This is a genomic window from Paraglaciecola chathamensis S18K6 (genome assembly GCA_000314955.1).
GTDB lineage: Bacteria > Pseudomonadota > Gammaproteobacteria > Enterobacterales > Alteromonadaceae > Paraglaciecola > Paraglaciecola chathamensis.
In genome coordinates this window covers 90,364-116,853 of record BAEM01000022.1, presented here as the reverse complement: position 1 = coordinate 116,853, position 26,490 = coordinate 90,364, and the positions used below count along the sequence as shown (strand labels likewise).

At 43.4% G+C, this 26,490-nt stretch carries 26 protein-coding genes; 16 read left to right on the top strand and 10 right to left on the bottom strand.

Annotated features, from left to right (window positions below):
- The first annotated feature begins 25 nt into the window (after positions 1-25).
- From GCHA_RS06720 to GCHA_RS06710, 3 genes are all read left to right on the top strand, one after another.
- Complete coding sequence (locus GCHA_RS06720) at positions 26-1,183, top strand: cytochrome P450 (protein WP_007986433.1); 1,158 nt, start codon at positions 26-28, stop codon at positions 1,181-1,183.
- Positions 1,184-1,256: 73 nt separating this feature from the next.
- Positions 1,257-1,568 (top strand): 2Fe-2S iron-sulfur cluster-binding protein, encoded by a 312-nt coding sequence (locus tag GCHA_RS06715; RefSeq protein WP_007986431.1) that lies wholly within the window; start codon positions 1,257-1,259, stop codon positions 1,566-1,568.
- A gap of 32 nt (positions 1,569-1,600) precedes the next feature.
- Positions 1,601-2,854: an NAD(P)/FAD-dependent oxidoreductase gene (locus GCHA_RS06710; RefSeq protein ID WP_007986429.1), complete on the top strand. Its 1,254-nt coding sequence runs from the start codon at positions 1,601-1,603 to the stop codon at positions 2,852-2,854.
- 292 nt (positions 2,855-3,146) lie between these two features.
- Here GCHA_RS06710 and GCHA_RS06705 read toward each other — a convergent pair whose 3' ends face one another.
- Positions 3,147-4,496: a sensor histidine kinase gene (locus tag GCHA_RS06705; protein WP_007986428.1), complete on the bottom strand. Its 1,350-nt coding sequence runs from the start codon at positions 4,494-4,496 to the stop codon at positions 3,147-3,149.
- A 2-nt stretch (positions 4,497-4,498) separates the two neighbouring features.
- Complete coding sequence (locus GCHA_RS06700; RefSeq protein ID WP_007986426.1) at positions 4,499-5,233, bottom strand: response regulator transcription factor; 735 nt, start codon at positions 5,231-5,233, stop codon at positions 4,499-4,501.
- 167 nt (positions 5,234-5,400) lie between these two features.
- Here GCHA_RS06700 and GCHA_RS06695 point away from each other — a divergent pair, with 167 nt between their 5' ends.
- Complete coding sequence (locus tag GCHA_RS06695) at positions 5,401-5,844, top strand: Spy/CpxP family protein refolding chaperone (RefSeq protein WP_007986424.1); 444 nt, start codon at positions 5,401-5,403, stop codon at positions 5,842-5,844.
- A gap of 216 nt (positions 5,845-6,060) precedes the next feature.
- Here GCHA_RS06695 and GCHA_RS06690 read toward each other — a convergent pair whose 3' ends face one another.
- Entirely contained in the window at positions 6,061-6,675 is a 615-nt protein-coding gene (locus GCHA_RS06690) for an immunity protein Imm33 domain-containing protein (RefSeq protein WP_007986421.1), read from the bottom strand.
- 435 nt (positions 6,676-7,110) lie between these two features.
- Between GCHA_RS06690 and sodC the strand changes: the two genes are divergently transcribed.
- Positions 7,111-7,653, top strand: coding sequence for a superoxide dismutase family protein (gene sodC / locus GCHA_RS06685; RefSeq protein ID WP_007986418.1), 543 nt, complete (start codon positions 7,111-7,113; stop codon positions 7,651-7,653).
- A gap of 98 nt (positions 7,654-7,751) precedes the next feature.
- Here sodC and GCHA_RS06680 read toward each other — a convergent pair whose 3' ends face one another.
- The 5 genes from GCHA_RS06680 to GCHA_RS06660 all read right to left on the bottom strand — a co-directional run bounded on the left by GCHA_RS06680 (position 7,752) and on the right by GCHA_RS06660 (position 12,523).
- Positions 7,752-8,219 carry a hypothetical protein gene (locus GCHA_RS06680; protein WP_007986417.1) on the bottom strand — a complete coding sequence of 156 codons (468 nt, stop codon included), beginning with the start codon at positions 8,217-8,219 and terminating at the stop codon, positions 7,752-7,754.
- A gap of 229 nt (positions 8,220-8,448) precedes the next feature.
- The gene (locus GCHA_RS06675; protein ID WP_007986416.1) at positions 8,449-9,480 is read right to left on the bottom strand and encodes a porin family protein; all 1,032 of its coding nucleotides are present in this window, start codon (positions 9,478-9,480) and stop codon (positions 8,449-8,451) included.
- Between the two features lie 20 nt (positions 9,481-9,500).
- Entirely contained in the window at positions 9,501-10,781 is a 1,281-nt protein-coding gene (locus GCHA_RS06670) for a TRAP transporter large permease (RefSeq protein ID WP_007986415.1), read from the bottom strand.
- Positions 10,781-11,311, bottom strand: a complete 531-nt coding sequence (locus GCHA_RS06665) for a TRAP transporter small permease subunit (protein WP_007986414.1) — start codon at positions 11,309-11,311, stop codon at positions 10,781-10,783. Before GCHA_RS06665 ends, GCHA_RS06670 begins: the two co-directional genes overlap by 1 nt.
- Positions 11,312-11,446: 135 nt before the next feature.
- The gene (locus tag GCHA_RS06660) at positions 11,447-12,523 is read right to left on the bottom strand and encodes a TRAP transporter substrate-binding protein (RefSeq protein ID WP_007986413.1); all 1,077 of its coding nucleotides are present in this window, start codon (positions 12,521-12,523) and stop codon (positions 11,447-11,449) included.
- 244 nt (positions 12,524-12,767) lie between these two features.
- Between GCHA_RS06660 and GCHA_RS06655 the strand changes: the two genes are divergently transcribed.
- From GCHA_RS06655 to GCHA_RS06605, 11 genes are all read left to right on the top strand, one after another.
- Positions 12,768-14,162, top strand: coding sequence for a cache domain-containing protein (locus GCHA_RS06655; protein WP_007986412.1), 1,395 nt, complete (start codon positions 12,768-12,770; stop codon positions 14,160-14,162).
- Entirely contained in the window at positions 14,159-14,806 is a 648-nt protein-coding gene (locus GCHA_RS06650) for a response regulator (RefSeq protein WP_007986411.1), read from the top strand. Before GCHA_RS06655 ends, GCHA_RS06650 begins: the two co-directional genes overlap by 4 nt.
- A gap of 575 nt (positions 14,807-15,381) precedes the next feature.
- Positions 15,382-15,696 carry a CC0125/CC1285 family lipoprotein gene (locus tag GCHA_RS22315; protein ID WP_007986410.1) on the top strand — a complete coding sequence of 105 codons (315 nt, stop codon included), beginning with the start codon at positions 15,382-15,384 and terminating at the stop codon, positions 15,694-15,696.
- 167 nt (positions 15,697-15,863) lie between these two features.
- Positions 15,864-17,939 (top strand): pentapeptide repeat-containing protein, encoded by a 2,076-nt coding sequence (locus GCHA_RS06640; RefSeq protein ID WP_007986408.1) that lies wholly within the window; start codon positions 15,864-15,866, stop codon positions 17,937-17,939.
- Between the two features lie 168 nt (positions 17,940-18,107).
- Entirely contained in the window at positions 18,108-18,545 is a 438-nt protein-coding gene (locus tag GCHA_RS06635; protein WP_007986404.1) for a hypothetical protein, read from the top strand.
- A 121-nt stretch (positions 18,546-18,666) separates the two neighbouring features.
- Entirely contained in the window at positions 18,667-19,032 is a 366-nt protein-coding gene (locus GCHA_RS06630) for a hypothetical protein (RefSeq protein ID WP_039992184.1), read from the top strand.
- Positions 19,033-19,225: 193 nt separating this feature from the next.
- The gene (locus GCHA_RS06625; RefSeq protein ID WP_153810704.1) at positions 19,226-19,639 is read left to right on the top strand and encodes a hypothetical protein; all 414 of its coding nucleotides are present in this window, start codon (positions 19,226-19,228) and stop codon (positions 19,637-19,639) included.
- Positions 19,640-19,811: 172 nt separating this feature from the next.
- Positions 19,812-20,120, top strand: a complete 309-nt coding sequence (locus GCHA_RS06620) for a hypothetical protein (protein WP_052017988.1) — start codon at positions 19,812-19,814, stop codon at positions 20,118-20,120.
- Between the two features lie 104 nt (positions 20,121-20,224).
- Complete coding sequence (locus tag GCHA_RS06615; RefSeq protein WP_039992210.1) at positions 20,225-21,013, top strand: DUF2071 domain-containing protein; 789 nt, start codon at positions 20,225-20,227, stop codon at positions 21,011-21,013.
- 77 nt (positions 21,014-21,090) lie between these two features.
- Positions 21,091-21,300, top strand: coding sequence for a hypothetical protein (locus GCHA_RS06610; RefSeq protein WP_007986396.1), 210 nt, complete (start codon positions 21,091-21,093; stop codon positions 21,298-21,300).
- Positions 21,293-21,688 carry a DUF3465 domain-containing protein gene (locus GCHA_RS06605; protein ID WP_007986394.1) on the top strand — a complete coding sequence of 132 codons (396 nt, stop codon included), beginning with the start codon at positions 21,293-21,295 and terminating at the stop codon, positions 21,686-21,688. Before GCHA_RS06610 ends, GCHA_RS06605 begins: the two co-directional genes overlap by 8 nt.
- 228 nt (positions 21,689-21,916) lie before the next feature.
- Here GCHA_RS06605 and GCHA_RS06600 read toward each other — a convergent pair whose 3' ends face one another.
- Together GCHA_RS06600 and GCHA_RS06595 are read right to left on the bottom strand one after the other, a co-directional pair.
- Entirely contained in the window at positions 21,917-22,537 is a 621-nt protein-coding gene (locus GCHA_RS06600) for a LysE family translocator (protein ID WP_007986392.1), read from the bottom strand.
- A 304-nt stretch (positions 22,538-22,841) separates the two neighbouring features.
- Positions 22,842-26,099 carry a glycoside hydrolase family 15 protein gene (locus GCHA_RS06595; RefSeq protein ID WP_007986390.1) on the bottom strand — a complete coding sequence of 1,086 codons (3,258 nt, stop codon included), beginning with the start codon at positions 26,097-26,099 and terminating at the stop codon, positions 22,842-22,844.
- Positions 26,100-26,490 lie beyond the last annotated feature (391 nt).

Here is a 26,490-nt window from a genome sequence, read left to right as displayed (position 1 = left end):
GTTGTTATTTACTTTGAGGCGAACAATGAAAAAATACCAATCTCCTGATCCGTTTACGGGTGCCCGTGAGCACAGTGGCTGCGCGTACATGAACGACCAAGATGATCCTGTGACCATGATTTTGCGCTTAAAGGATGTTCGCAAAACAGCGCATAACTGGAAGACCTTTCAATCTGGCGCGGCCCCTGGTCGCATCGTGATCCCTTCTGAAGTCAATATTCGTGATACACGACAAATACCATTTGAAGTTGACCCGCCCATGCATGGCTCGTTTCGCGCATTGCTTGACCCTTGGTTTAAGCGACCGCTTGGTAATGAATATCGCGCTCAATTAGGCCAGCAGGTTAACGCGCTGGTGGATGAAGTATTAACTAAAGGTGTCATCGACGCAGTAGAAGCGTTCTCTTTGTGTTTGCAGTCGCGAGCATTGACCTTGTTACTCAATACAGATGCCAGCGAAGCCGACACCTGGATCGGTTGGGGCACACATGTATTTCGCAGTGAAGATGACCCGTTAGACAAAGACAAAGCAGGGCTTTTATACGATTACATTGATGAGAAGATTAACGCAGCTAGCGCTGACCCAGAGGGTGACTTGTACTCGGTGTTGTTGGCAGCAGAGGTGGAAGGGAAAAAGCTCACTCATGAGGAAATCAAGGGGATCATGATTTTAACGTTCGCTGGTGGCCGAGATACTGTCATTAATGCAGTGACCAACACCATTAGCTATTTTGCTGAGCACCCCGAATCATTGACTCGCCTACGCAATGAACCTGACATTATCGGTCGCGCAATTGAAGAACTCATTCGTTATTTTGCTCCATTAACGCAAATGGGCAGAGTGGCTACACAAGACAGCACAGTGTGCGAGCACGCAATCAAAGCCGACTCGCGAGTCTCTCTTTGCTGGGCGTCGGCGAATCGGGACGCAAGTGTGTTTGAATCACCCGAAGAAGTCATTCTTGACCGAAAACTCAACCCTCATGTGAGCTTTGGTTTTAGTCATCACAATTGCCTAGGGGCTACTCATGCGCGGCAAATCATGCGCGTGTTGGTCGAAACCTTAATAGAGAAGGTGGGCTCCATCGATATAGTTGACTTTGAAGAGAACATAGAACAGTTAGGCGAATTTGAACGTAAAGTCGGTTTTCATCGGCTGAATGTTCACTTTCACCCGCGATAGTGCTAATTGACAAGATAGTTCGCATCGGTGTTATGGCATCCACCGATCCCCAATTAACGTAGAGGACCAAAACATGGCAAATATTACTTTTATTACGCAAGACAATATCCCCGTCACGGTACACGGCGAATCAGGCTCGGTGATGGAGCTCGCGGTAGAAAACAACGTAGCGGGCATTGATGGTGATTGCGGCGGGGTGTGCTCCTGTGCCACCTGCCACGTACATGTGGCAAAAGAGCAATTTTCTTTGGTTGGTCAAGCCAGTGAAATTGAAAAAGACATGCTTGAGCTCGACGATGACGCCGATGAATATAGCCGGTTATGTTGTCAGATTGATATCACCCCAGAACTAGATGGGCTGGTACTCACCGTAGCCGGTCAGTAAGCCCAAATAATTCAGTGAATAGGTAATAAACCATGATGAACGCTCAGCTTCCCCAAGAGACTTGTATTATTGTTGGTGCCAGCCATGGCGGGGTGAACTTAGCTTTTGCATTACGCAAAGAAGGATACACGGGGCGCATTCAGTTAATTGATACTGACAAGCGCGTACCTTATCACCGGCCTCCACTATCCAAAAAACACCTCATTAGTGATGAGCCAGCAGGGCAGTTGCTTAAACCCCTTCAGGCCTATGAAAAAGCTGACATAGACTTACAGTTGGGCGTGACAGTGATTGATGTTGACCCCAGTGAAAAAACCGTGACACTTGATGATGGTTCGTCTCACGTTTACACGCAACTCGTGCTTGCTACTGGCGCGCAGCCGATTATTCCGCCCATTTCTGGGGTAGCGAGCGCAGCGCATTTGTATACGCTTCGCACTGCTAATGATGCGCAGGCAATCGCACAGGCATTTAATACCTGCCAGCAAAAACGCGTGGTGGTAATTGGTGGCGGCTATGTCGGCCTTGAGGCTGCTGCGTCACTGCGACAGTGCGGGGCTCAGGTGACAGTGCTAGAGCGTGAATCTCGTTTGCTTGCCCGAGTGACTGCTCCAGATATGTCTGATTACTTTTATCGTTTACATCAAGAAAATAGGGTTGCCGTATTCAATGCCAAAAACGTCAGCGAAATACAGACCCATAACAACGAAAACCTCGTTATTTGTAGTGATGGCAGCCAATACCCTGCAGACATCATAGTGGTGGGGGTTGGGGTGCACGTGAATACCCATTTGGCTGAAAAGGCAGGGCTGAAAATAGACAATGGCATCGCAGTCGATGCCAATAACCAAACCAGCGATGACAGTATTTATGCGATTGGCGATTGTTGTGCCCAGTTCAATACACATTATCAGCGTTGGTTACGCTTAGAGTCAGTGCAAAATGCCCTTGAGCAAGCCAAAGTGGTTGCGGCAGTGATATGTGCCAAACCCCCAAAAGTGAATGCCATACCTTGGTTTTGGTCAGATCAATATGCGGTGAAACTGCAAATGGTCGGGTTGTCGCAAGGTTATGACAAGGTGGTGGTGCGTCACGAATGCGACAATCCTCAGAGTTTTTCTGTTTGGTATTTTAACGGTGATGAACTTCTCTCAGTGGATGCAGTAAATCACGCCAAGGCGTATGTGCTAGGCACAAAATTTATTACCCAGCGTCAACGGGTAAACATAAGCAAACTACAGGACAGTTCACTTGCTTTGAGCAGTGATTTAGTTGTGCAAGTTTAAACGGTCTTGTTCAAGGCGCTGCGCCAAAGCGTGCATTTTACCCAGCGCATGACCAATCGTCTTTATACTCGTATACACGTCTTAAACTGAAAGCGGCTGCACCCTTTAAATAGCCGCGCCCGATAAATAGCTGCGCCCTTAATAAAAAAGAGCTTGGGCGTTAAAAACCAAGGGCTATACGTTACAGGCTAAAAATACTGCTTTTCAGGTGTTTAACGCTAGCTAGCGCGAATAATGCGAATTTACTTAGGGGAGGGGCCTTAGCCGTACTCCCCGTTATTATGTGGCTAGGCTACACGGCGACCTTTGGTAAAATAATCTCTACTTTAAGCCCGCCATCATCAGGGGTAGACATACGTAATTCGCCTTTATGCTTGTTAATCGCTTTTAGCGCGATGCTCAATCCTAAACCAAACCCATTGGTATGCATTTCATTCCCCGCCCGATAAAAAGGTTGGAGTAACTTCGACATTTCTTCTTCGTTCACACCCGGCCCATGGTCGCGAACGGTAATGAGTACGCTAGTTGGGCGACTTAAGGTCGTTATTTGCACCAGCTCACCGCTTGCAGAATACTTGCATGCATTGCCGATAATATTGTCTAAGGCCTGTAACAAGGCTTCTGGAAATCCCGATATATGCGCTTTGCTATCTGGGGTATATTCCACAGGAACTCCAGGGTAGGTAACCGCCATATTATCAATCACTTGATTGCACAGTGCGTCAATATCGCATGGCTCAGGACTGGGGTTGCTTTGCTCAAGTTTTGAATAATCCAGTATTTGTTGAATAAGCTGATCGATGCGTAAACAGTCGCTGTGTATCTGTTTTACATGTCGGCTGTCCGGCGATTTTTGCTCTATTAACGCCGCTGATACCTGCAATCGTGCCAATGGGGCGCGTAATTCATGAGAAACATCGTGCAGTAATTGTTGCTGAGTACTGGCGGCAGCGTGGGTTTTGTTCACCATAAACTCAATATCAGTGGCCAGATCAGACAGCTCGTCTCCCCGGGTCAGCAGTGTTCTTGGCAGAGGTGTTACTTCCTGTTCATTGGCATAACGGCGGCTAAATGAACCGAGGTAGTTCAGTGGTCGCGTGATGCTCCAACTGAGTAGCGCACTGACCAAAGCGGATGCGAAAAAGATAAACACAAACTGCAATGACTGAAAGCGATACATCAGTTGGGTGTATATTCTAGGTGTTTGCGGCTTTCTACTGAAAACGCGATAAGTGCGACCAGAGGGCCCTAATACTTCATATTCTAAGCGGTCTTCAGGTTTTACTTTGTTAAGCCGGTAGTGATAAATACGCTGGTTAACATCATCTGATATCAGCATAGGCATTAAATGCCCGCGGCGATTTTCTTTTTTGGCAATCCAACTTTTTAATTTTATTGGGCGGCTCGTTTGTACAGCAAGGGCTTGCTCATAACGCCACACAATACGCTCCGCTTGAGTGAGCACATCATTGCGATAGCGCTTGGTGTATTCTTCAGACGAATACTTACTGATGATAACAAAGCCTGTGGCAATCATGACCAACAAGCTTGATAACCAAAAACAAATAAAAATGCGCCAAAATAAACGCTTAAAACCTAGTTTTTGATACGCAGTTGTCAATAAAGCACTCAATCTTCGCATCTTTAGTCGTCGCTTTGGCTTGGTTGTTGTTCAGTTAACATTTGATAGCCGACACCGCGAATAGACTTAATCACATCGTTGATCCCCTCTGACGAGAGCTTTTGACGAATACGGCTGATATGAACGTCCATGGCGCGATCGTATGCCTCAAGAGGGCGATTCAATACTTCTTGGGTCATGTCTTGTTTTGATATTGTTTGCCCTGCGCGCGTCATCAGTAAACTTAACGCATTAAATTCCGCACTGGTTAGCGGCAAGGGGGTGTTATTAACTAAGGCGGTGCGCGTGCCAGTATCTAGCTCGATACCGTGTAACTGAGTATGCACAATTGGCTTTGTGTTCAGACCATTGCCAAGGGAGTTTTCAGTGCGGCGAATAATCGCCTTAATGCGCGCACTGAGTTCTCTGGGGTTACAAGGCTTACCCAAATAGTCATCAGCGCCCATTTCAAGGCCAACGATTCTGTCAATGTCGTCGCCTCTACCGGTCAGCATCAGTATTGGCACTTGGCGTTTTGCGCGCACGCTGCGCAATACATCGAGACCAGACATGCCGGGCATCATTATATCAAGTACGACCGTGTCGAATTCATCGCTTTGCAGTAAGCGTTCTGTGGCAGCATCGCCGGTATGAAGAGTTTCAACCTCAAACCCTTCTGCTTGCAAAAATTCGCTGAGCAAGGCACACAGGGTTTCATCGTCGTCTACTAATAGGATTTTGTATTTTTCAGTTTTCATAAATCAAGATTAACCGCTTTATTTTTATCTGGGGGTAACTTTACTGAACTTTACACTAGCTTAACCCTACTTATCGAACCGAATGTGCATACTGAGCACCGTTGATTAAACAAACTCTTTACCCACGTCATTTATTTTAATGACCCAAACCAAGTAGGAATATTAAGATGAAAAAATTAATTACTGGCGTTTTATTAAGTGCATGTATCGCAACAACTGCCTTTGCGGGCGGCAAACATTCAGACGGACATCGCGGCCAAGGCTTTTTGCCGATCCATAAAATGGTACGCGTACTCGATTTAAGTGATGAGCAAAAAGACCAACTTAAAGCGTTAAAAGCAGAAATGCGCGCAGACCGCCCTGAAAAAGGCTCGCAAACCTCATTAAAAGCACAGCTGGCTGCACTTGATGCCTCTGATGCAAACTATGAGCAAGATTTAAATGAGCTGGCTAATCTTAGTGCTGAACGCGCGAAAGAACGTGTATTAAAAATGGCTGATATGCGGGTCAAAGTGCAACAAATCTTAACCGCTGAGCAGTTAGAAAAGTTTAATGCTATGGCTGAAAAACGCGCCAAACGTCATAACAAAAAACGTCAAGATAACGCTTAAGCACAGCGGCCTAAGCTATCAAAGCTAGGTATTATTTACACCTGTATTTACACCTATAGAATAAAAGAGCATCTTGCACAAAGATGCTCTTTTTTTTGGCTCTCGCTGAGAGAAAACTGATTAACGTGAAATGCTGTAATCTTCGCTGTTCGTTTTTATGGGCTTTCACGCGCTAGCGGGTATGTGAGCCTATGACTTAGTCAGATTATGATTTACTTAGTCTTCTAACACGACGAAGTTACCCTTATCGTCTTTTATAAATGCCATTCCAATGTCGCTTTCGGTAAGTGCGAGGAAACTGTCATCTTTTCGCAGCACAGCACCAAGTGACACATAAGATGAATTACTGGGGTCGAGCATATATTCGTCTGTTTCATTACCCGCTGTGATCCGCCATCCACTGTCGTCATCATACTCGGGTTGTTCTCGATATAAGAAACCCACTGGCTGGTCTTGGTGAAGTATATTGTGGGTTACGAAGCAGCGCTTAATATATTTATCGGGGAGCGAAGGCACAGGATCATCTAAATCTGTGTCCATGATATGGCACTCTCGAAACTCAATGCAATCTCTGTGCTTTAGGTCTGTTATGTACATTGGCTCGTTATTAAGATATCCAGAATACACACCGTTTTTGTGATCGTGTATTTCTACCCACATGCGCTCTGCTGACGGTGCTTCAGGGTCATCGGATGCAAACTCAAATATCAGTTTTACCTGATTACCTGGCTGAAGTTTTGACACCACTTCGTTTGATGGTTTGTAAAAGGTATACGGAAAATCAGCGGCTAATTGCTGCGCATCTTGTAATGTCCAACTTTTGCTTTGCAAAGTATCTCCTATCGTTTTTGCTATCAATTGCAGGGTTATTTTGCCTCATGGTACGTGAACGAATACGGGTTTTCACTAGCAAACTAAGTTGCAAGCGGTTGTACTTTTGAATTATTCAAGGCGTTGTTTACCCGAAGGATTATCTGAGCGAACTCGGTAAAATATGCGTATCAGGGTATGAATAATTTACCCTTAAATACCTGTGTTTAGTCACGTTAGCGTTGCTAGCTACCATTTGCAAAGTAGCGGTCACCTTGCTGTACATGGGCTATAGCGCTTTGTGCATTATGGATATAATTTGGTGTGCTTTATGCTCTTACCTGTTTGCACAACAATAGTTTCTGCAATATCACGTTCTTTAAGGTTGGCAGCTTAGGGTTTGCCGTTTTTCAAAGACGATATCGCAGTGACCAAGACAGTATAACGGAGGACGTAATGAAGAAATTTTTACTACCTATATTAGCGGGCTCAATTTCTTTGGCGCTAAGTACAGCAAGTTTTGCTGGCGATTCCGAAGATGGCAAAAAAATTGTTATGAATGATCTTAAAACTGGCGAAAGCATCGGCAGTGTCATGGTGCGTGATTATGATGATGACGGTGTCGTCTTCACTCCTGAGCTTAGTGGATTAACACCGGGGATGCATGGTTTTCATATTCATGAGAACGGTGACTGTTCTTCGGCAATGAAAGACGGCAAAAACGTATTAGGCGGTGCTGCTGGCGGCCACTTTGACCCTGAAGACACAGATAAGCACAGTGTACCTTGGTCAGAAAAGGGCCACGAGGGCGACTTACCCACATTATTTGTTGATAATAATGGTAAGGCAAGCAAACCGATATTTGCGCCAGAATTGGAACTAGATGATATCGAAGGTAGAGCACTGATGATCCATGCAGGTGGTGACAATTACTCTGATTCCCCCGAAAAGCTCGGCGGTGGTGGAAGTCGCGTAGCCTGTGGTGTTATCGGGGATTAATACCATTTAAGCAAATTAATGCGTACTGGATAAACCTGCTTTTAGCAAAGTCCGGTTTTCATACAGTCCGGTATTAGCATAGATAGAAAAGCGACGTGTTAGTCGCTTTTCTTGTGTTTGTATTCTTGAAATTCAAGCCACAATAAAAACTCTTGGTAAGCAGGGCTGTTTTCGGCTTTAGCCGATTTCCACGCTTTAAACAGGGTAAACTCATCTTGTTTTGAAGACGCGTGCGTGTTGGTTTGATTAGCAGGATTTGCCTTAGCAAACGCGCTGTTGTTGCTGAGCGTATTCTCAGCGGGCTTAACAATCGTACCGCTTGTTTTTTGTTGCGGGTTATCTTGCGTATGCTCCTTGGCTGAATTTTTCTCTTGAGCTGGGGCTTGAGCTTTGCTATCCGCTTCTTTGTCAGAGAATATGTCGCTTAACGAGAATTCCCCTTTTTCCCCTGAAAATATCCCAGGGCCTTCCAGTTCTTCTTGGGCGAGGGCAGGGCCGCTGACGCTCAGCAGCACAGCAAACATGGAATTAAGCACAGCTTTGCTGTGTGGTGGGCGCGGGCTCATTTGTGAACCTTGCGTTATAGCGCGATATAGTGACATTCTAAAAACCTTACCTGATGAAAACGTATAGCCTAGGCAACAATAACGCGATGGGCGTTATTGTTGCGAGACATTTTTAATGCAAATGCACGGCTGAGTTAAGTGCACAGCGGTGATAAGTGCACAGCTTTGAAAGCGCACAGCGATGATAAAAGCGCAGTGCCAAAAGCCTGTGAACTAGCTCAGACGCAAACTAGAACTGCACCATGCCACCAACAGCGAAAGCATTGAAGCTTTCTTCTTCGTCTGTATCGCCCTTCGTTGCCTGTGCCCAGAATCTCACCCCCGCGACGGGTACAAAGTGATACGCAACAGTGGTTCTAGTGTGATCAGGCCCATCAATACCGCTGGCATCTTCAGCGCCATAATTACCCATACTGTAACTAACTGCGTGTTTACCTTGGGTATAGCCTAACTTCCAGTTTAAGAAATCGCTGTCACCACCTGCCACTCGATCGGCCACGCCATAAGTCGCACTAAAGTTAACACCTGAATCATGTAAGTACCCCGCTAAAATACCGTAGCCACTTTCCGAACCAAAGAAGCCTTCAGTGCTATTGCCGTCGATGTTAGCTTGAGGATCTTCATCGTTATCGGCATCACCAAAATCGGTAGACCATGCATTAACACGCCAACCATTAGCCTTGTATTTGACCGCTATTTCATAGCTGCTGTCTTCACCGTATTGGGCGTAAAACTTAGCACCGTCTAAAAACGTAGGTGACTCATACACAAAGCGCTCAAGGAAGATTGATTGCGTTGTGATAAATGGCGTTTGGCTTTCACCAGCAGGGCCGCGGCGGGTTGAACCGAAGCGTTGGCTCATACCTAGAGGGTCTGACCACCAAGTGCCTGACTGGTCAACGTCTGACACAATCCAGGTAATGCTCGCACCTGTGCCCATTTTCACTTTACCAAATTTGCCTTGCACCCATATTTCTTGAATACGGTTTCGCGAGTTCGTACCATCGTGCAGGATATTGGAAACACCTTCATCTAGGCCAATTTCAACCTGTGCACCAAAGGTCAGGTCATTGTATTCAACCGAGCCTTTTACCCCTATGGTCGATTCTGCAAACTCATGGCGACCAAAGTACAGATCGTCAGTCGTGTCGTCTTTAATAATGTTATATAGCACTCGGCCATAAGCGGTCACCTCAGCGTGTGCTGACTGGCTTGCTGCAAGGGGAGAAAGCATGGCTAACGCGAGCATAGATTTTTTCATGTGTGTGTCCTATGTGTGTGTTATTGCAATATAAGATGTTCAGGAAATATCACGACCAGCAGCAAGACCAATACTTGCATCAAAATAAACGGCACTACGCCTTTATAAATAGTCGTGGTTTTAAGAGATTTAGGGGCCACGCCTTTGAGGTAAAACAAGCTAAAACCAAAGGGCGGGGTTAAAAACGATGTTTGTAGATTCATTGAAATTAAGATGGCGAACCAAATTAAATCAATATCTAACACCATGGCAACCGGGGTCAGAATAGGCACTATCAAAAAGGAAATTTCAATAAAGTCGATGAAGAAACCAAGCAATAAAATGGTCACCATGGCCAGCACGATGAAGGTCCACTTATCACCGGGTAAATCTAGAAAGAAATCTTCGACTAAATATTCACTACCAGAATAACTAAACACCATTGAAAATGCTGTAGCGCCAACGAGTACAGCGAAGATCATGGCAGTCACTTTGACCGTTTCGCCAGAAATTTCGTGCACCCCTTTAAAAGAAAAGCGGCCATACATAGCAGACAAAACTAATGCACCCACAGCGCCGATGGCAGATGATTCAGTTGGGGTGGCAATCCCTGTGAATATCGAGCCCAGTACGGTAACAATAAGTAGTAACGGCGGAAAGATGTCTTTAATAGCTTGTACAATGATGGTTCGCTTATCTTCTGTAACGTCAATCGGAGGGCAAAACTCAGGCTTTATTTTTCCTAACACGAGGATGTAAAGGGTATAAACCACTATCAGCAATACGCCTGGAATAACGGCTGCACGAAACAAGTCGCCTACCGGTACGCCCATCACGTCACCTAAAATTATCAAGATAATAGACGGTGGAATGATTTGCCCTAGCGTGCCGGCCGCGCATATTACACCAGCAGCGGTCGGTTGGTGATAATTATTTTTCAGCATGACAGGTAAAGAGATAACGCCCATGGCGACCACGCTTGCGCCTACTACACCGGTTGAGGCCGCTAACAACGCACCCACGATTATGGTTGATACCGCCACGCCACCAGAGATACCGCCAAACAACTTAGCGGAAGACTCAAGTAGACGCTCCGCAAGGCCGGTTTTTTGCAACACAATGCCCATAAAGACAAACATGGGGATAGCCATCATGGTGGTGTTTTCCATGATGCTCATAATGCGATAAGGCATAAAAGCAAATAAGTCTGCACCTAGCACAATTACGCCAATTAATACCGAGACACCGGCGAACGTAAACGCCACTGAATAGCCCAAAAATAAACACAGCAGGGCAATGCCAAATAAAACTAAACCCGTCATTAGATGGCATCCTTATGTTCTGTAGAAGAAGGCGTACTACCCGTGAGGCGTTGCAGTTGTTCAAGCACTACGTACAACGCACATACAATAAGAAACACAGATGAAACAGGGATAACGCCGCGAATAATAAAGCGATGGGGTAACCCGCCGGGATCGGCGCTGCCTTCACCCATTTCATAGGCTTCAAGGGTGTAATCCCAGCTGTAGTAAAGGATCAAGAAGGTCACAGGCAGTACAAAAAATAACGCCCCAAACAGATTGATGTAGGCTTTTACGCGCGGACTGAAGTTGTCATAAAATACATCGACTCGCACGTGGCCATCGGCTTTTAAGGTATAACCAATACCGAACATAAACATAGCTGCGAATAAGTGCCATTCGAGCTCTTGCATACCAATGCTGACTTCATTGAAAAAGTAACGCATGATCACGTCGTAAAACACGTTCAAAATCATTAACATCATCAGCACGCTGCATAAATGGCCAACACCATCGATAAACTTGCCTAGTAACTTAACGACTGAATTCATAATAAATCTCTGACACAGTGGTATCTGCGCTGTCTTCCAAATAACTTATGGAACAGCCAAACAACCAAAGATTAAAAAATGGGATAGGAAGTAAGCTTAGGCAGTCACGATTGCGCCACTGCCCAAGCTAACTAATTACTCGTTTGACTCAAAGCTTTCTAAGTAGGCTTGGTCAGCGAACTTGGTCCAGGCGCGAACTTGTTCTTGGTAGCGCTTGATAGATTTTAAGATTTTGTCTGTTTCTTCATCTTTCGCTGCAAATTCTGCAAGTAGCTCGTCGTTTGCTTCACGTATGGCATTCATGACAGGCTGGGGAAAGGTACGAATTTTCACATCTGGGTATTCAGTTTGTAGCGCCTTAAGATTCACACCATTTTCGTGCGTAGACTGTGAATACATATCGTAAGCGGCGGTTTTCATCGCGATAGTGAGTATTTTTTGTAGATCAGCAGGCAATGAGTCATAAGCTTTTTGATTAACCATAAACTGCAACTCAGTGGCGGGCTCTTGCCAGCCTGTGTAGTAATAAGGCGCTATTTTGTGAAAGCCCATGCGTAAATCTAGCGATGGGCCAACCCATTCTAAAGCATCAATAGTGTTACGCTCTAGGGCGGTGTATAACTCAGCAGAAGGGATATTGGTTGGGCTGGCTCCTAGTTTTGCTAATACCTCACCGGCAAAACCAGGGATACGCATTTTAAGCCCTTTTAAATCTGCAACTGTGTTGATTTCTTTTCTGAACCAACCACCCATTTGCACGCCAGTGTTACCACCAGGGAAAGATAAAATGCCATATTTGTCGTAGGTTTCTTTCATTAACTCCATGCCGCCGCCGTAATAGAACCAAGCATATTGTTCAGGCGCGGTCATGCCAAAAGGCACAGTAGTAAAGAACATGGTGTTAAAATCTTTGCCTTTCCAGTAGTAAGATGCAGAGTGGCCCATTTGGTACTGGCCGCTTTTAACAAAGTCAAAAATACCCAAGGCAGATTTATGCTTATTGGCTGAATCAATTCGAATGGTTAAACGGCCATCTGACATTTCTTTGACCATTTTTGCCATATTCTTGCTAGCATCACCAAAAATCGGAAAGTTAGGCCCCCACGTTTCCGCGAGACGCCAGCGGTATTTTTTGCCATCAGCAGCGCCGGCATTCGCACTAAGCCCTAGGGTTAATATGATGGCACTGAGTAGTATGTGTTTTGCTTTCATTGAGGGTTCCTCTTAAGCGTTTAAAAAGTCACTTGGCTAATTGCTAACATCAAGTGAAAAACTGTTAGAGGAATGTTAAATGTTTGTATGTGTGTAACTATTCGTATGAATGCCCATTTTAACTAGGTAGATTTACCTAGGTAGAAATAGGTTAGCGCGCTAGCGTAAAGCCTGAAATAATCCCATCTTAATATTTACAATAAATTAACACGCTGATTAAGCTCGGCTTCAAGGCTACATCAAGATGACTTTACCCTTTCGCCTGCTGTTTATAGCAGTACTGCAAGTGGTGTTAACCTCTATATTGACTTACTTTTTAGTCACGGATGAATACCGAGATCTATCGAGTCAGAGTGTAGACACGTTAGAAAGTTTTCTTATTGAGCAAAAACATCGAGAACTTCAAAACTATACCTTACTCGCCGTTTCAGCAATGTCTGACGCATATGAAAACAGTGCCATTGACGACGATGAAGCAAAAGCACAAGTAACCGAAATCATCCATGCGATGACTTACAGCGGTAATGATGGTTATTTCTTTGTATATGATGGTGAAGGCAATGGAGTCGTACACCCCAAAGAGCCATACCGCGTGGGGCAAAACTGGTGGGAGCTTGAAGGTGAAAACGGTGACAAAACCATTCAAATACTCATTGAAAATGCCAAAGCGGGTGGGGGATTTCATCGTTACCCTTGGCGTAAACCATCGGCAGATGAAATGTCAGAGAAAATGGGTTACTCAGTTTACTTAGAAAAGTGGAATTGGATGATTGGCACAGGTGTTTACTTAGATGATGTGAACAGCCAGCTAAATAAACTACAGCGTGAAATTGACCAACACATTAATAAAACGAAGCAAATTATTTTAGTCGTCGCGATGTCATCTATCTTTGTTATTTTCTTGCTGGGTTTGATCCTGAATTTGAGCCAAAAGAAGAAGACCGATCAAAAAATCAGTGAGTTAGGGCTAAAGATCATCAATATGCAAGAAGAAGAGCGCCGCCATATTTCCCGAGAATTACACGACGGCATAGTGCAGGTTTTGGTCTCGATTAAGTACTCGTTAGAAGCGACCGGATTGTGGCTTAAAAAGGCTAAGGTAGACAAACCACAACCGCTGGATCATGCACAAAGCAATTTGCAAGATGCGATCAGTGAAATACGTCGTATCTCTCATCATCTGCATCCAAGAATATTAGATGAATTAGGCTTATCAGCAGCGATGGACGCACTGGCCACTGAGTTTAGTGAACAAACGGGTATCACGGTGAATGTAACAAAACCGGCGGTACGCAAATTGGTGCAAAACAGCATTAGTACGACCCTGTATCGGGTGGTGCAAGAATCGCTGATCAATGTGCAAAAGCACGCACGCGCCAGTGAAGTAAATATAGAAATGACCATAAAAGATAAATGGTTAACCTTAACTATCAAGGATAATGGCCAAGGGTTTGACGCCGACAACAACAGTAAAGGCGATGATTATGGTATTGGTTTACGTAACTTAGCGGAGCGAGTGGAATACCATTTAGGCGAGTTTAGTGTGCACTCGTCACAAGCAGGGACACAGGTAACAGCACGCATCCCGAAAACGAGCTACGCTAACACATTACCCGTCAAAGAAGGTCCAGCAGAATGAGCCAGACACAAACCGAGCAACCCACGCGTCTTTTATTGGTCGACGATCACCCTATGGTACAAGGCGGGCTCAGCGCGTGTTTATCATTTTATGACGACATAGAAATAGTCGGCATGACCCACGACGGCAAAGACGCCCTAGAAAAAGCCTTAGCGCTAAAGCCCGATGTTATTTTGATGGATATCAGCATGCCTTCAATGAATGGCATTGATGCCACCGAGATCATTACAGATAGCCTACAAGATACCAAGGTACTGATTTTCAGCATGCACGACAGCCCAGAGTTTGTAACCAGTTCGATACAAGCGGGGGCATCAGGTTATATTCTTAAAGACACCACATCAGAAGAGGTTTATTACGCTGTTAAAGCGGTAGCGAAAGGGCAAACCCATTTTAGTAGCTCAATAGCCAAAATGCTGATTGATAAACCTGCACGAGATACCAGCCAAAAGCTGACTACGCGAGAGCAATTGATTCTAACTCATGTGGCGCAAGGGAAATCGAGTAAAGAAATCGCCCGCATTTTAAATATCAGTTTTCGCACGGTAGAAGCACACAGGCGCAACATGAAAAGTAAGCTTAATATAGAATCTCTAGCCGAACTGATTTGTTACGCCGTTGACCACGGCTTAGTGGAAAAATAAGCCAATTACACTAGCTGCGCCTCGGCCTTACATTTTGATAGATAAGATCTGACAAAATATGCTGCGCAAATCAGTGTCATATGCCAACTTTGGCATAGGCATTTTGTGCATCAAAAGTTCCTATTTAAACCAATGATAAATTCCCTGACTCGTTAAGATTCTAGTATTTAATGGGCTGTACAAGAGGGCAGGTATAAAAGAGCAGGTATAAAAAGCAGGCATAGTGAAATGCAGTGAAGAATGCCGATGTTGCTTGCTGGTATGCTCATCCCTGTTATGTCATTTTGTTTAGTCTCGTTTAGTTTCCCTCAAAAGCACTAAGAGCTTAATTTAACTGTGGAAAATATTTTTCACATAGCATTTAATAGCAAACGGTAAAGTCGGGTTATGGTCAAAGCGACCCCGTCAGCTCTTTTTTGCTCTTGCAATTCTGGGCTTAATAAAGCGCGTGATGGTATGAAGTAAAACCAAAAGGTAGGTGCTGAAAATGACCGGAATAAACATCAATTCGGGAAGTGAACTATGCGGCATTCTCGATAATAAGGGTTAGCATTCAAATCAAGTATGGAGTAAAAATGAAGTATTTAGCCTTAATAACAGGATGTATTTTATTAACTGGATGTGCAACGGGCTATCAAGCACATACTTGGTCTGGCGGTTATAAAGATAAAGAGCTAGGTGAAAACCATTACCTCGTCGAATATTATGGAAATGGTACAACTTCAACTGAAATGCTTAAGACCTTTTGGAGTAAACGCGCTTCAGAGTTATGTCCTAACGGTTATGATGTAATTGGGGAGAACACAGGAAAAACTGATGGTGGTATTTTTCTAGGCGGTATCACTTCTATAGATCATCCTTGGCTAAAGGCCGAAGTTCAGTGCAAATAAATGCTAACAAAAAACATCATGGTGGGAATTTTGCTCGCTGAAAAAGCGCTCCTAAAATCCCCATATGTTAAGCGTTAGTGGCCAAAAGTACCCTTGTATATTTGCTGCAAAATTTAGTTTACTCATCGTTTATTTAATCACAATTTTCTACAATACTTAGGTGGTGTATGGAAGCAACCAGTTTTATTTCTACAAAAGTAGCGACCAAGTTATTAAAGGTGTTAACAAAGGTTTTAAAGAGCAATATCGACAAACGAAATCAAGAACTGGTTAGAATTAATGATATTTTCGGTAACTTTGAAGAACTTGCCAAATTTTATATTCAGCCGAACTGTCAACAAGTTAATCCTGCAGACGAGCTTGAAGATGAAACAATCTCAACAATAAGAGCCGGTATTTTTGAAACTATAAATAAGTTTTTTAATCGAGACTTAATCACCAGAGATGGTGCTAGTCAGATGTTTATTCTCGCCGATGCAGGCATGGGAAAGACTTCTTTGTTGATGATGCTCAAACTTAGTCATTTGATGGCGTTCTGGCCGAAAGATTACCAATGTCATCTATTGAAATTAGGAGCTACGACTTTAGACGATATTAATAAAATTGAAAATAAAACCCAAACTATTCTATTACTAGATTCATTGGATGAAGACAGTCAATGCAAGAAAGGTGGAACATCTGAAAGATTAACAAAGATACTTGAGGCTAGCAGCTGCTTTTATAGGGTAATAATAACTTGTCGAACACAGTTTTTCCCACAAACTACTGAATCTGCTTTCAATACCATGGGGAAAATATCTTTTAATAATTATGATTGCCCCTTGGTTTATCTTTCTTTATTCACTAATGAACAAGTTGATGCATATATAGAAAATCGCTACCCTCGGCGTTTGAAATTTATTCTTAATAGTTTTGATGATCCAAAACAATATAATGCAAAACAAGCAATTAAAAACATAAATTCACTACAGTTTCGTCCTTTCTTGTTGTCTCATGTGGAAACCTTGTTAGAAAGTCACAATAAAGGCGCAACAGAGTACGAATTATATAAAGGTTTGGTTAACACTTGGTTAAATCGTGAAGTTATTAAACTAAGGCAGCACCACAATAAAGATGTAAACAAAGAAGACCTTCTCAAAGCATGTATTTGGTTAGCTGAAACAATGCAGCGGCTAAGTACTCACACAGTAGCTCTAAAGCACTTAATGCAATTATGCCATCGTGAATCAAGTATTGTTTTATTACAAGACCCCGCGGAACGAGTCATTGAAGGAATTGATCACATTGATATAGGGACAAGCTCTTTACTTAACAGAAACTCATATGGAGAGTTTCGCTTTTCTCATTTAAGTATTAGAGAATTTCTTATTGTTTATGGAGTAGAACTCGAGTTCATCGAAGATAAAAGTAATCCTTTTAATAAAACGGATAAGATGTTGACTTTTATTAAGGCAGTTAACCAGTTCAAAATAGGTTTATTTTTCAATGAAGAAAAAGGGTATTTATTAACAGGGTTTAAGTTATTGGAGAGGCAACAATTAGCCAATATTGATTTAAAGTACGCTTCCTTAGAGTACAGCGATTTAAATAACGCTTCGCTAAACAACGCAAACCTTGAAAGTGCAAAGCTTCAAAAAGCGAATCTTCAAAGGGCAAAGTTGCGAGGTGCGAATCTACAAAGGGCAAACTTAAAAGGAGCGGACTTGCAAGGCGCAGATTTAAAAGGAGCGGATCTACGAGAAGCGGACCTAGAAGGAGCTATTTTAAATGGTGCGATTCTGGATGGTGCTAATTTAGATAATGCCAAGTTAATAAATGCTCAGTTAACCTCTTTTATTAAACAGGGAAATACGCCGAGTATAGCTAGCTTGAAAAATGCATCGCTCGAAACAGCAGACTTGAGCAAAGCTAATTTGAATGGTTCTGATTTGACTAATACGTGCCTAGCTGGAGCTAAGCTAGTGGGCTCTCTCCTTTCTGGAGCAAACCTAAGCTTGGCTCGATTAAATGGAGCTGATTTTAAAAGTTCAGATCTAAGCAAAGCTAGATTAGAAAACTCAGATCTCACAAAAGCAGACCTCTCTGGTGCAGACCTAACAAGTGCGCATTTAAATGGAGCAAAGTTGGTAGGTTGTGACCTTACAGAAGCTCACCTAGTTGGTACTGATATATCTGATAGTCAACGAGATGTAGCAATATTTAGACGCTATAAAAATGAGGAACCAAATAAAATAGTCTCTTAATCTGCTAACTATTTTATTATAAATTATGTTAAAGCTACTTAAAGTTAAATGGCCACTAACAAGTCAATTCAGCAGGACAAAAAACAGTTGGCTTTGCTCCTGCGTCGCTAATTTTAACCAACTATTTTTTGCCTCTGATTGAGGCGTTATATGCCAAAAGGATTTTGAATGCCCAAGAATAATCAACTAATAATCGCTGGCAGTTTAAGCATCGTGGCTGCGTTAATTCACATTAGTTGTATTTTCGGTGGCCCAGACTGGTATCTCTTTTTTGGTGCTGGTCAAAGAATGGCTCAACTCGCTGCTCAGGGCGACCCGTATCCCACAATAGTAACGTTGGTAATTGCTTCAATTCTTACTGGCTGGGGCTTATATGCTTTTTCTGGCGCAGGCGTCATTGTTAAATTACCACTACTAAAAACTTGTTTGGTTTTAATCACTGTCATCTATTTGCTGCGCGGTGTCGCAGGCTTAATTGGCCCATTTCTTACATCAGATCCTGTGGTACATCAAAATTCAATCACCTTTTGGTTAGTAAGCTCAATTGTATGCTGTATTTATGGTACGTTTTATTTATTGGGCACAGTAAAGTTATGGCGGCAGTAGAAAGCGTGCTGGCACACCACTACGCGGGCTGGGACGCAAACGCGGGGCTGCTCACTTCGTTCGGATTTTAGCCCACATGTCCGCACTTCTTATTTAAAAGTTATTTTTCAGGGAGGGTTAAGTGCGACTTTATATAATTTTGATTTTTTGTTTTAGTTTATTTTCGTGTTCTAGCACATCGACCATAAACTATGAGCCAGTGTGTTTTGATACTGAAGATGAGGCTAAAACAATAGGTAACATTGTATTTAACCAAGGTTTTAATAATAGAGTCAGCTATTGGGTCACCGGAGATAGCAATATCACGATACCAAGCTTAGGTCTTCTATGGGCTGGTTTTGATCCGCAACCATACTGCCCTTCAGGCGGATATCCAATATTGATTGCCTTCGACTCTAAAAATTCTACTTATGACTCAGATAATGTTCTGCGTTGGGCAAAAACGGTACTTAAAGCAATGCTCAAAGAGCAAGCAATTGAAACATAACAAAAATTCAAGAGAACATTGGCAAGAGCGAGTACCGCAGCTTAATTTGGTGTTATGACCTAGGAGAAAAATTATCAAGTTACTTACGTGGATCACGTTCACTTTCTTATTGTCTAGCGCTGTAGCTGCTCAGTCAAACGAGGAGCTCAAGAGATATTTTCTTGCTGACCAAGAATCGCGTTCGCAAGAAAACTTGAAAAATAAAATATTTCCAAAACTCAAAGATGAAATCGGAAGAAGGATATTTGTTTTCGAAGCCATTTCAAATGGAGGCCTTGTGACGGCAGAAGACTATTTTTATGCTTCTATAATTCTGCAACACACTAATCTTGAATATGTAGGTGAACATTTGAAAAGTATGGGAAATGAAAACCACCTACTTGCCCACTTTTTAGCGAAAAGAGCGTTTGAATTAGGCCATGAGAATGGAGCATGGCTGATGGCCGCAACCTATAATAGGTATCTTGAAAATGTAGGAATAGATTTAAGTAAATACGGATTAAATCATAAAAATAACAAGCTCTTGGCTAATGATGAAACGATTACAGATACGGATAGAATTGAAAAAGGTCTTATCCCAATTGCACGCAAAGAAAAAGTGCAATAGAAAAGTTGGATGCGGTTTTATCAACGCCGGCATAATTAGAGGGGAAGTCGGAAAATTTCCGTGTTAAATACGCGGATGCAATTACAGATTTTATCCGGATAATAATATTGTTAGGCTTTAAACTAGATCGGGAGTCTAAAGTAAAACAAGAGCTGCAATAACGGAGAGTTAGATGTTTAAAAAAGGAAGTTTGTTGGCGATTAGTATAGGTGCTTTAGCTGGGTGCAATCAGCAGAATATAGCGATAGATCAAGAAAGCCTCTGTGAGGTCAAGGGATGGCAAAAAGATGTTACAGCTGCTTCATGTGAAGTAGGCCAAAAAGTTGTATATCTTCCAAGCTCATTCGGTAATGAACAGCTTCCTATTATATTTGCAGCTGTGAATTGTGACCACCGCTTTAGTATCGCGCTCACAAAAGGAGGAGTTTCTTGCATTTATTCTCCCCTTGAATCAGACGAACAGAAAGAAACGACAAATTAAGCCTACGATGCGCTGTTGTAACTTACTTCGTTCGCTGGGACGCATTCTGAGGCGGTCACTTATTAATGCGGATTGGTATTATAGTTAAACTTCAAGGAAGCGTTGTGCAAGCATCACGGAAACTCAAAGACTACTTAACAGAAAGACCAAAACCAAAAGGCATAGATGTTCTTTGTGGTTTGAAGCATTTCGCAATCATTACCTACGCCGTTCCTACTGAAAGGTTTCAAGGTATATTTCCTGATCGATTTAAATTGGACACCGTTGAAATAGATGGTCAGGAAATGGGGCTTATCTCAGTGGTTCCGTTTATCGATGTTGACTTTACGTCTGCAGTATTTCCTTTCCCCAAATTTACAATGGGTCAAACAAACTACAGAATATATATTATCGATACCGAAACAGGGGAACGCTGCGTATGGTTTCTTGGTACTACCTTAGATTCTTGGACGTTAGCGGTGCCAAGATATCTTTGGAATCTTCCTTGGTATGCGGGGAAGGTTAACTTTGACTGTACTTTGAACAAAGCTAATGGTTTGTATGAAAAATACAGTATGAAAACACTATCCGATTGGGCTGAAACTTCTGTTGATTTAGTTCAATCTGAACATGGTAGGTTAGAATTTCCAGGCTTTCCCGACGTCGAGTCAGCTTTGGTCTATTTGACCCACCCTCTAGCTGGGTTTTATTATCGAAGAGACGGCAAGCTCGGTATGTATCGAGTATGGCACAAAGAACTAGAGGTTAAGTCTGCCCAGTTAATATCAGCAAATTTCATGCTTTTATCTGATCTGGGCATTGTAAAAACAGTTGAGCAAAACTCACCGTATAGCGTTTTAATTGAGCCAATAAATGAGTTTACTATTTACTTGCCCCCAGCCACCATTGGGTGAAAATTTAACAAACGCGTCAATTAGGACGCTCAGAAGCTCGCCCCATACTGGAACGTTATATTTTCAAAAGGATTTCGATGAAATTTCTAGTCTTACTACTGGTATTCACATTCAGTGCTTTAGCTCAAGAAGCCCGAGTTAACTCTGAAGTAACTAAGAAAATAGAATCAATTAACAACTATCCACCTCTTAGTGGAGAATGGGCCGGTGAATACTTAATTAAAAGTGCACCTGACGGATTATTAGAAATTATAGCTAAAGCTAAGGAAGGTTTTGCATATGTGTAAACTATTTACATCAATATTAGCTGTATTCGTTTTATTTCAATGTACGAGTATTGTTCAAGCCTCGACTTTGCAAAGTGCATACGAAAATCATCAAAGTAATGTTCAGGTCAAAGGCAGTGGCACCGTTATTCGCATTCTTAAAGACGATAACAAAGGTTCACGGCATCAAAAATTCATATTAAAGCTTTCATCTGGTCAAACAGTTTTAATCGCGCACAATATTGATCTTGCCCCGAGAATTAATTCAATTTCATATGGTGACACGATTCAATTTTACGGCGAATACGAATGGAATAATAAAGGGGGTGTAGTTCATTGGACTCATAGAGATCCAAATGGTCATCATGTTGGCGGTTGGTTAAAGCATAATGGTCGTACGTACCAATAGTTTTATAAATTTCTACTTGGGCATAACTCAACAACGTTGGTATTTTCCTCTCGGCACGGGCGTATGTGGAACAAAGGCAATAGAGATTTATGGGTACTCGACTGGGCAGATATCTGTGCCTAACAAAAGCCCATACTTAAACACGCTAGATCAGCGTTTTTCGAAAGACAGATATTGGCACAAACAAAGCACAATACTTATTCTTTTAAACATCTTGCTTCATAGTCATTAGGTAGGAATAAACGCTAACCAACAACCCAGCCCGACTAATAAACTTCCTGCTATACGGTTCATCCAGCGAATGTTATTGCCGCGATTTAAAAAGAGTCGCAAGCTTTTGCCCCCAGTGGCATAGATCAACATACACAGGAACTCGCTGAGCATAATTAAGCCAACAAGCACCGTCAGTTGACCAGACAGCGATTTGGTTACGCTGATAAAAGGTGGCAGTAGGCTAATCATAAAGGCCCAACCTTTTGGGTTGGCAATAGCAGTAATAAAGCCCTGTGATGCGAGCTTGCCTCGGGATGTAGCACTGATATTTTCGCCCGTTGTAACCTGTTCATGGGCAAAAAACATTTTTATGCCTAAATACGCTAAATAGGTACCACCGACCCACTTAAATACTTGGAATACGCTAGGGTAGTTGAGCATAATGCTGGCAACACCTACCACGGCCGCAATGGCAACCAGCGCCACGCCGATGACTTCACCGGCCATCATCCACAGGGTTCGACGCACACCCACGCTCATACCCAGCGTCATGGCCAATGTCATGCACATACCTGGGGTGATAGAAACAAAGAAAAAGGTCGGAATAAATACCGCTAAAATGGCGAAATCAGGCATAAAACTGCATCCATGTAACTCATGTCATAAGGCTCTAAGCAAGTCTACTTATATTCTTGGGCGGTGCTAAGTAAAATAGTGCCCAAGAGAAAAATTATGTCACGCAGTGTATAGAGTACAGCATAAGGCACAAGGTTTGAGTTAACCTTGTGCCTTATGCGCCCATTGAGCTTACATAACTTGCAGAGCAGAGCAGCGCAGGGCCATTGCCTTAAAAGCCATTGCTCGAATGTACTTGAGCTAATCGAATAAGCTCAGGGCTATTTTACTAGCTACTCAGGCTTACTTAGCCACCTGCTCAGGGCTATTTTACTAGCTGCTCAGGGCTGCTCTCTTGATCTAATGTCTCGGTTAACAGCTCTGGGGTGATGTTGTCTTTTGCTAAGCGAACGGTTAACAACTTGCGCAGCGCTGAGACGATAAAGAAGGTCGTTTCCATTGGCGAGCGATGATAAAAGCTATCCCATGCTTGGCCTTTAAACTCGGTGTAATTATCCATACGTTCAGGATGCAGCTCACTATAAGCAAGATGCACAGCGTGGCCAATTGTGACGTCTATGGTCAGTGCTTCATCGATTTGCAAACTGGGGTTTTGCTCGAAAAAACTACCCAAAGCGCTTAAGGTTTCAACTGTAAGCTGACGGTATTCTGGTGCTTGAATATTATTCAGCATTTGTTCAATGAGTAATGCAAACGCGGCTTCACCCTGCGTCATATCACTGAGCACCATGTCACTGGCAACGCGGTTGCGTTTATCCATCTTGTTACCGATCACCAAGCCTGTTGTATGCTTGAATATACTCCACACTTGCGGAATAAAGCCGGCTGGGCGTCTGTCAATTACACCTTGGTGTTGACGCCATACGTACCATCCTTCAGTGGGTTCAGATAATTCTTCTAATCCTAAATCTTGGTCCCAATCTAACTTACCTGAGTGACACTCAGCGTGCAGCTCTTCGAGTTTGATAGGTAAATCGGTTAGGTTTTGGTATTCCTCAAGCACGGCTTCAATTTGATCTTGAATTTCCGAGGGCGCTAAATTCATGATGTGCTCGTACGCCTCATCAGGGGTTTTGTTGTGCTCGCGGGATATTTGGCTGGTTAACAACACAATAAGGTAACTGACTCTTACGGTAAGTAACTCACTGAACAACTTAGGCCGTGATTTAACAAGCATACCTAGGTTGAGTAATACCTCTTGTGTCAGCACCTGATCACGCACATCTTCTCGGCAGAACTGTTTAATTTTGGTTAGTAGTTCATCATCTTGCAGTGGCTTAGAGATGAGTGATTCATCGCTGTACGCTCGGCCAACTTGTATGAACTTCTGTGCGACTAATAATGCACTGACTGACAAGCCTAAATCGCCATCGACTTTTCCGAGCAAACCGGATGCGTGACGAAGCACTGACCATAAGCGCAATCGCCCTGCTTGCAGGTAAACCTCTTCAATCAATGACCCAACAGTGTGTTGCTGTCCCTGATAGGTTATTTGAGTATCTAAGCTTTGCAATTTACTTAGGGCATCTAACAACGCGATTTGCTGGTAGAGGTTGTCTGACTGCTCTAAGCGGGCGTGCAGGGCGTCAACGTCACTTAGCACACCTATTTCCCGCTCTTGATCGGATGACAAGGCCACATGGTGCCCCGCAAGCGACAAGGCACAAGAGTGCGAAAATAAATCACTTAGGGGCTCTTTGGGTAAAACTAAATCATTGAGTTGCTCGACTCGCTCCACGGCAGAGGTGGGTGCTAATTGCGCCATAGTGCCATGTTTAACCGGTATACCATCAACTTCACCTGTGGCAATTTGCGCCATTAGTTCGAAAAACGAACTGCGATCGCCACCCAACAAATTGTGGGTGAGTAGCACGGTCATTGTAGGGCGACCCACTTCGGTCCAATTGCGGTGCAGGTAACTCAACTCGCTGGTAAAGCGGCGCACGAGAAAATCGATGTCGTAACTTAAAAAGTATTCGTGTTGCATAAATGACGGGGTTAAACAGACCGCACGTTGTTTATTAAACATGTAAAAACGGCTGGTCGTCAGGCTTTTTAGCATACGCGGAATACGGCCCGTCAGGCCTAAACTATCACAACGGCCTACTTGGCCATGCACAGCAGCAATGTCTTCTGGGCGATACACTTTCACTGGCGCAATATCGCTTAAGGTTTCTGTTGCCACCCCATGTGTGGCAAGTTCTTGTTGCAGCATTTCATCTTCAGATAAGAAAATTAATTGCACCACAGGTTTCTTTTTCGGCTTAGCATGGCGGCGGCCTAATGGGTCTAAATCACCGGGGCGCAGCAAGCCATCTTCTAACATAGAGCCCAACAGAAATAGACTTTGTGCCCATACCAAAGGTACGTTTTCATTGGGTAAACGATTTTGTGATTGCGGCTCTGCTCGCTCTGCATCAATCGACTCTTGGGGAACATAGTACAGTTCAGGCAATAGCTTAAAGCCATTTTGTTCTACCAGTACTTTATCTAAACGAGCGCGGTAATGAACAATATTTGGTTTATTGTCAGTGAAAATGGCATCTAAGTATAAGTAGGCATAAAACAGAGGCCATTCAGATTCAATGTGTTCAAATTGCTTTAGTTCTTTATCTTCGTAGTGTAACCGGCCTTCATCTTCAAGCACTGTTTGATGACCATCGCGTAAAAAGCGTTTCAAGCCGAAACGACCTTCTAGCTTATTTACGATGTCGTTTCTTACTTTGTCCGTCAGGGTTTTGTCTTGCACCGCAAAGGCAGGAAAGCCAATAACGCTAAGCAATGCTGCATCGATTTCTTTGGTGTTAGACTCTCTGGGTAACATGGCACTTAAGGTTATGTTGGACTGCGCGATGTTGTCAGGAATAACGTGAATAACCGAGCTAAGGGAGCCTTTTGCACCGTATAAGTTAAAACCAGATAGGGCTTCTAGGGCCGCTTTCGCCATGCCCAAAGAGCTAGCGTTTAGTTCCACGCTACCGCTGTTACTTTTTGCTCCGCGCTCCCAAATGCCGAAATCTGGCGTGCGATAAGCGCGTTCAATGTAGTACACCAGATTTTGGATAAAACAGACTTCTTCGTCAGACCAAATCACATCTAACCCAGAGGCAATCATTTGTGTCAGGGTTAATAAAAAGACCGAGGTCGCATCAATTTGTAAATGCCCCCATTCGGCATCACCCACGACGCTGTCACCAGTGGCGGTATCATACTTGGCGTGCAGGGAATCAATTGGATGGCGTGATGTTTTGAAGGCTTCGACTTTGCTTGATTGCGCCATCATGGAGCGAAGCAGGGCACGCATGAGTTTTACGGTACGCTGCTGTAATTCATATTCACGACCATTGTCGCTGTCTACATTACGATAGGCTAGGGCTAAGCCCCACACGGCTAAAATGCTATATACGTTATCTCTTACCCATGCATCTTGATAATTTCCATGTATGGTAATGGCGGTGCTGGCCGGTAATAGGCCGCTGACCGGGTGTTGTTTATCAAGTATGACCGATTTAACTTGTTGATAATAAGCGTCTAGTTTGGTGTTTAGTTCTAAATTGTGCATACACGATCCTAATTAATTCATAGGAAGCGAATCAATCTGCTTCCGTCTATGCGCAGCGTATCTAATTTGTGATACACAAATATGATACCCACGCTGAAAATGAGTAATGCCAAGTTGTGAATGCTTATATCATCTAACTTGGCTGGCTAATAGTGAACAATAGGTTAAAGGCCATTTCTGTGTTTCTTCGTTATGTCCATTAGCGATGCAATATAACGATGCAATATGGCAAAAATACCAGCAAAGATTGCGCCACGGTGCGCTTAACTTATCAAGCAGTACTGCTAAAGGCCGTGTTTACGCGGGCAAAGCGCAATACACCTAAGGGCGCAAAGCGCGTTATACCTACCAGTGCAAAGCGTGATGGGCCTTGGTGACCGTCAACCATGCT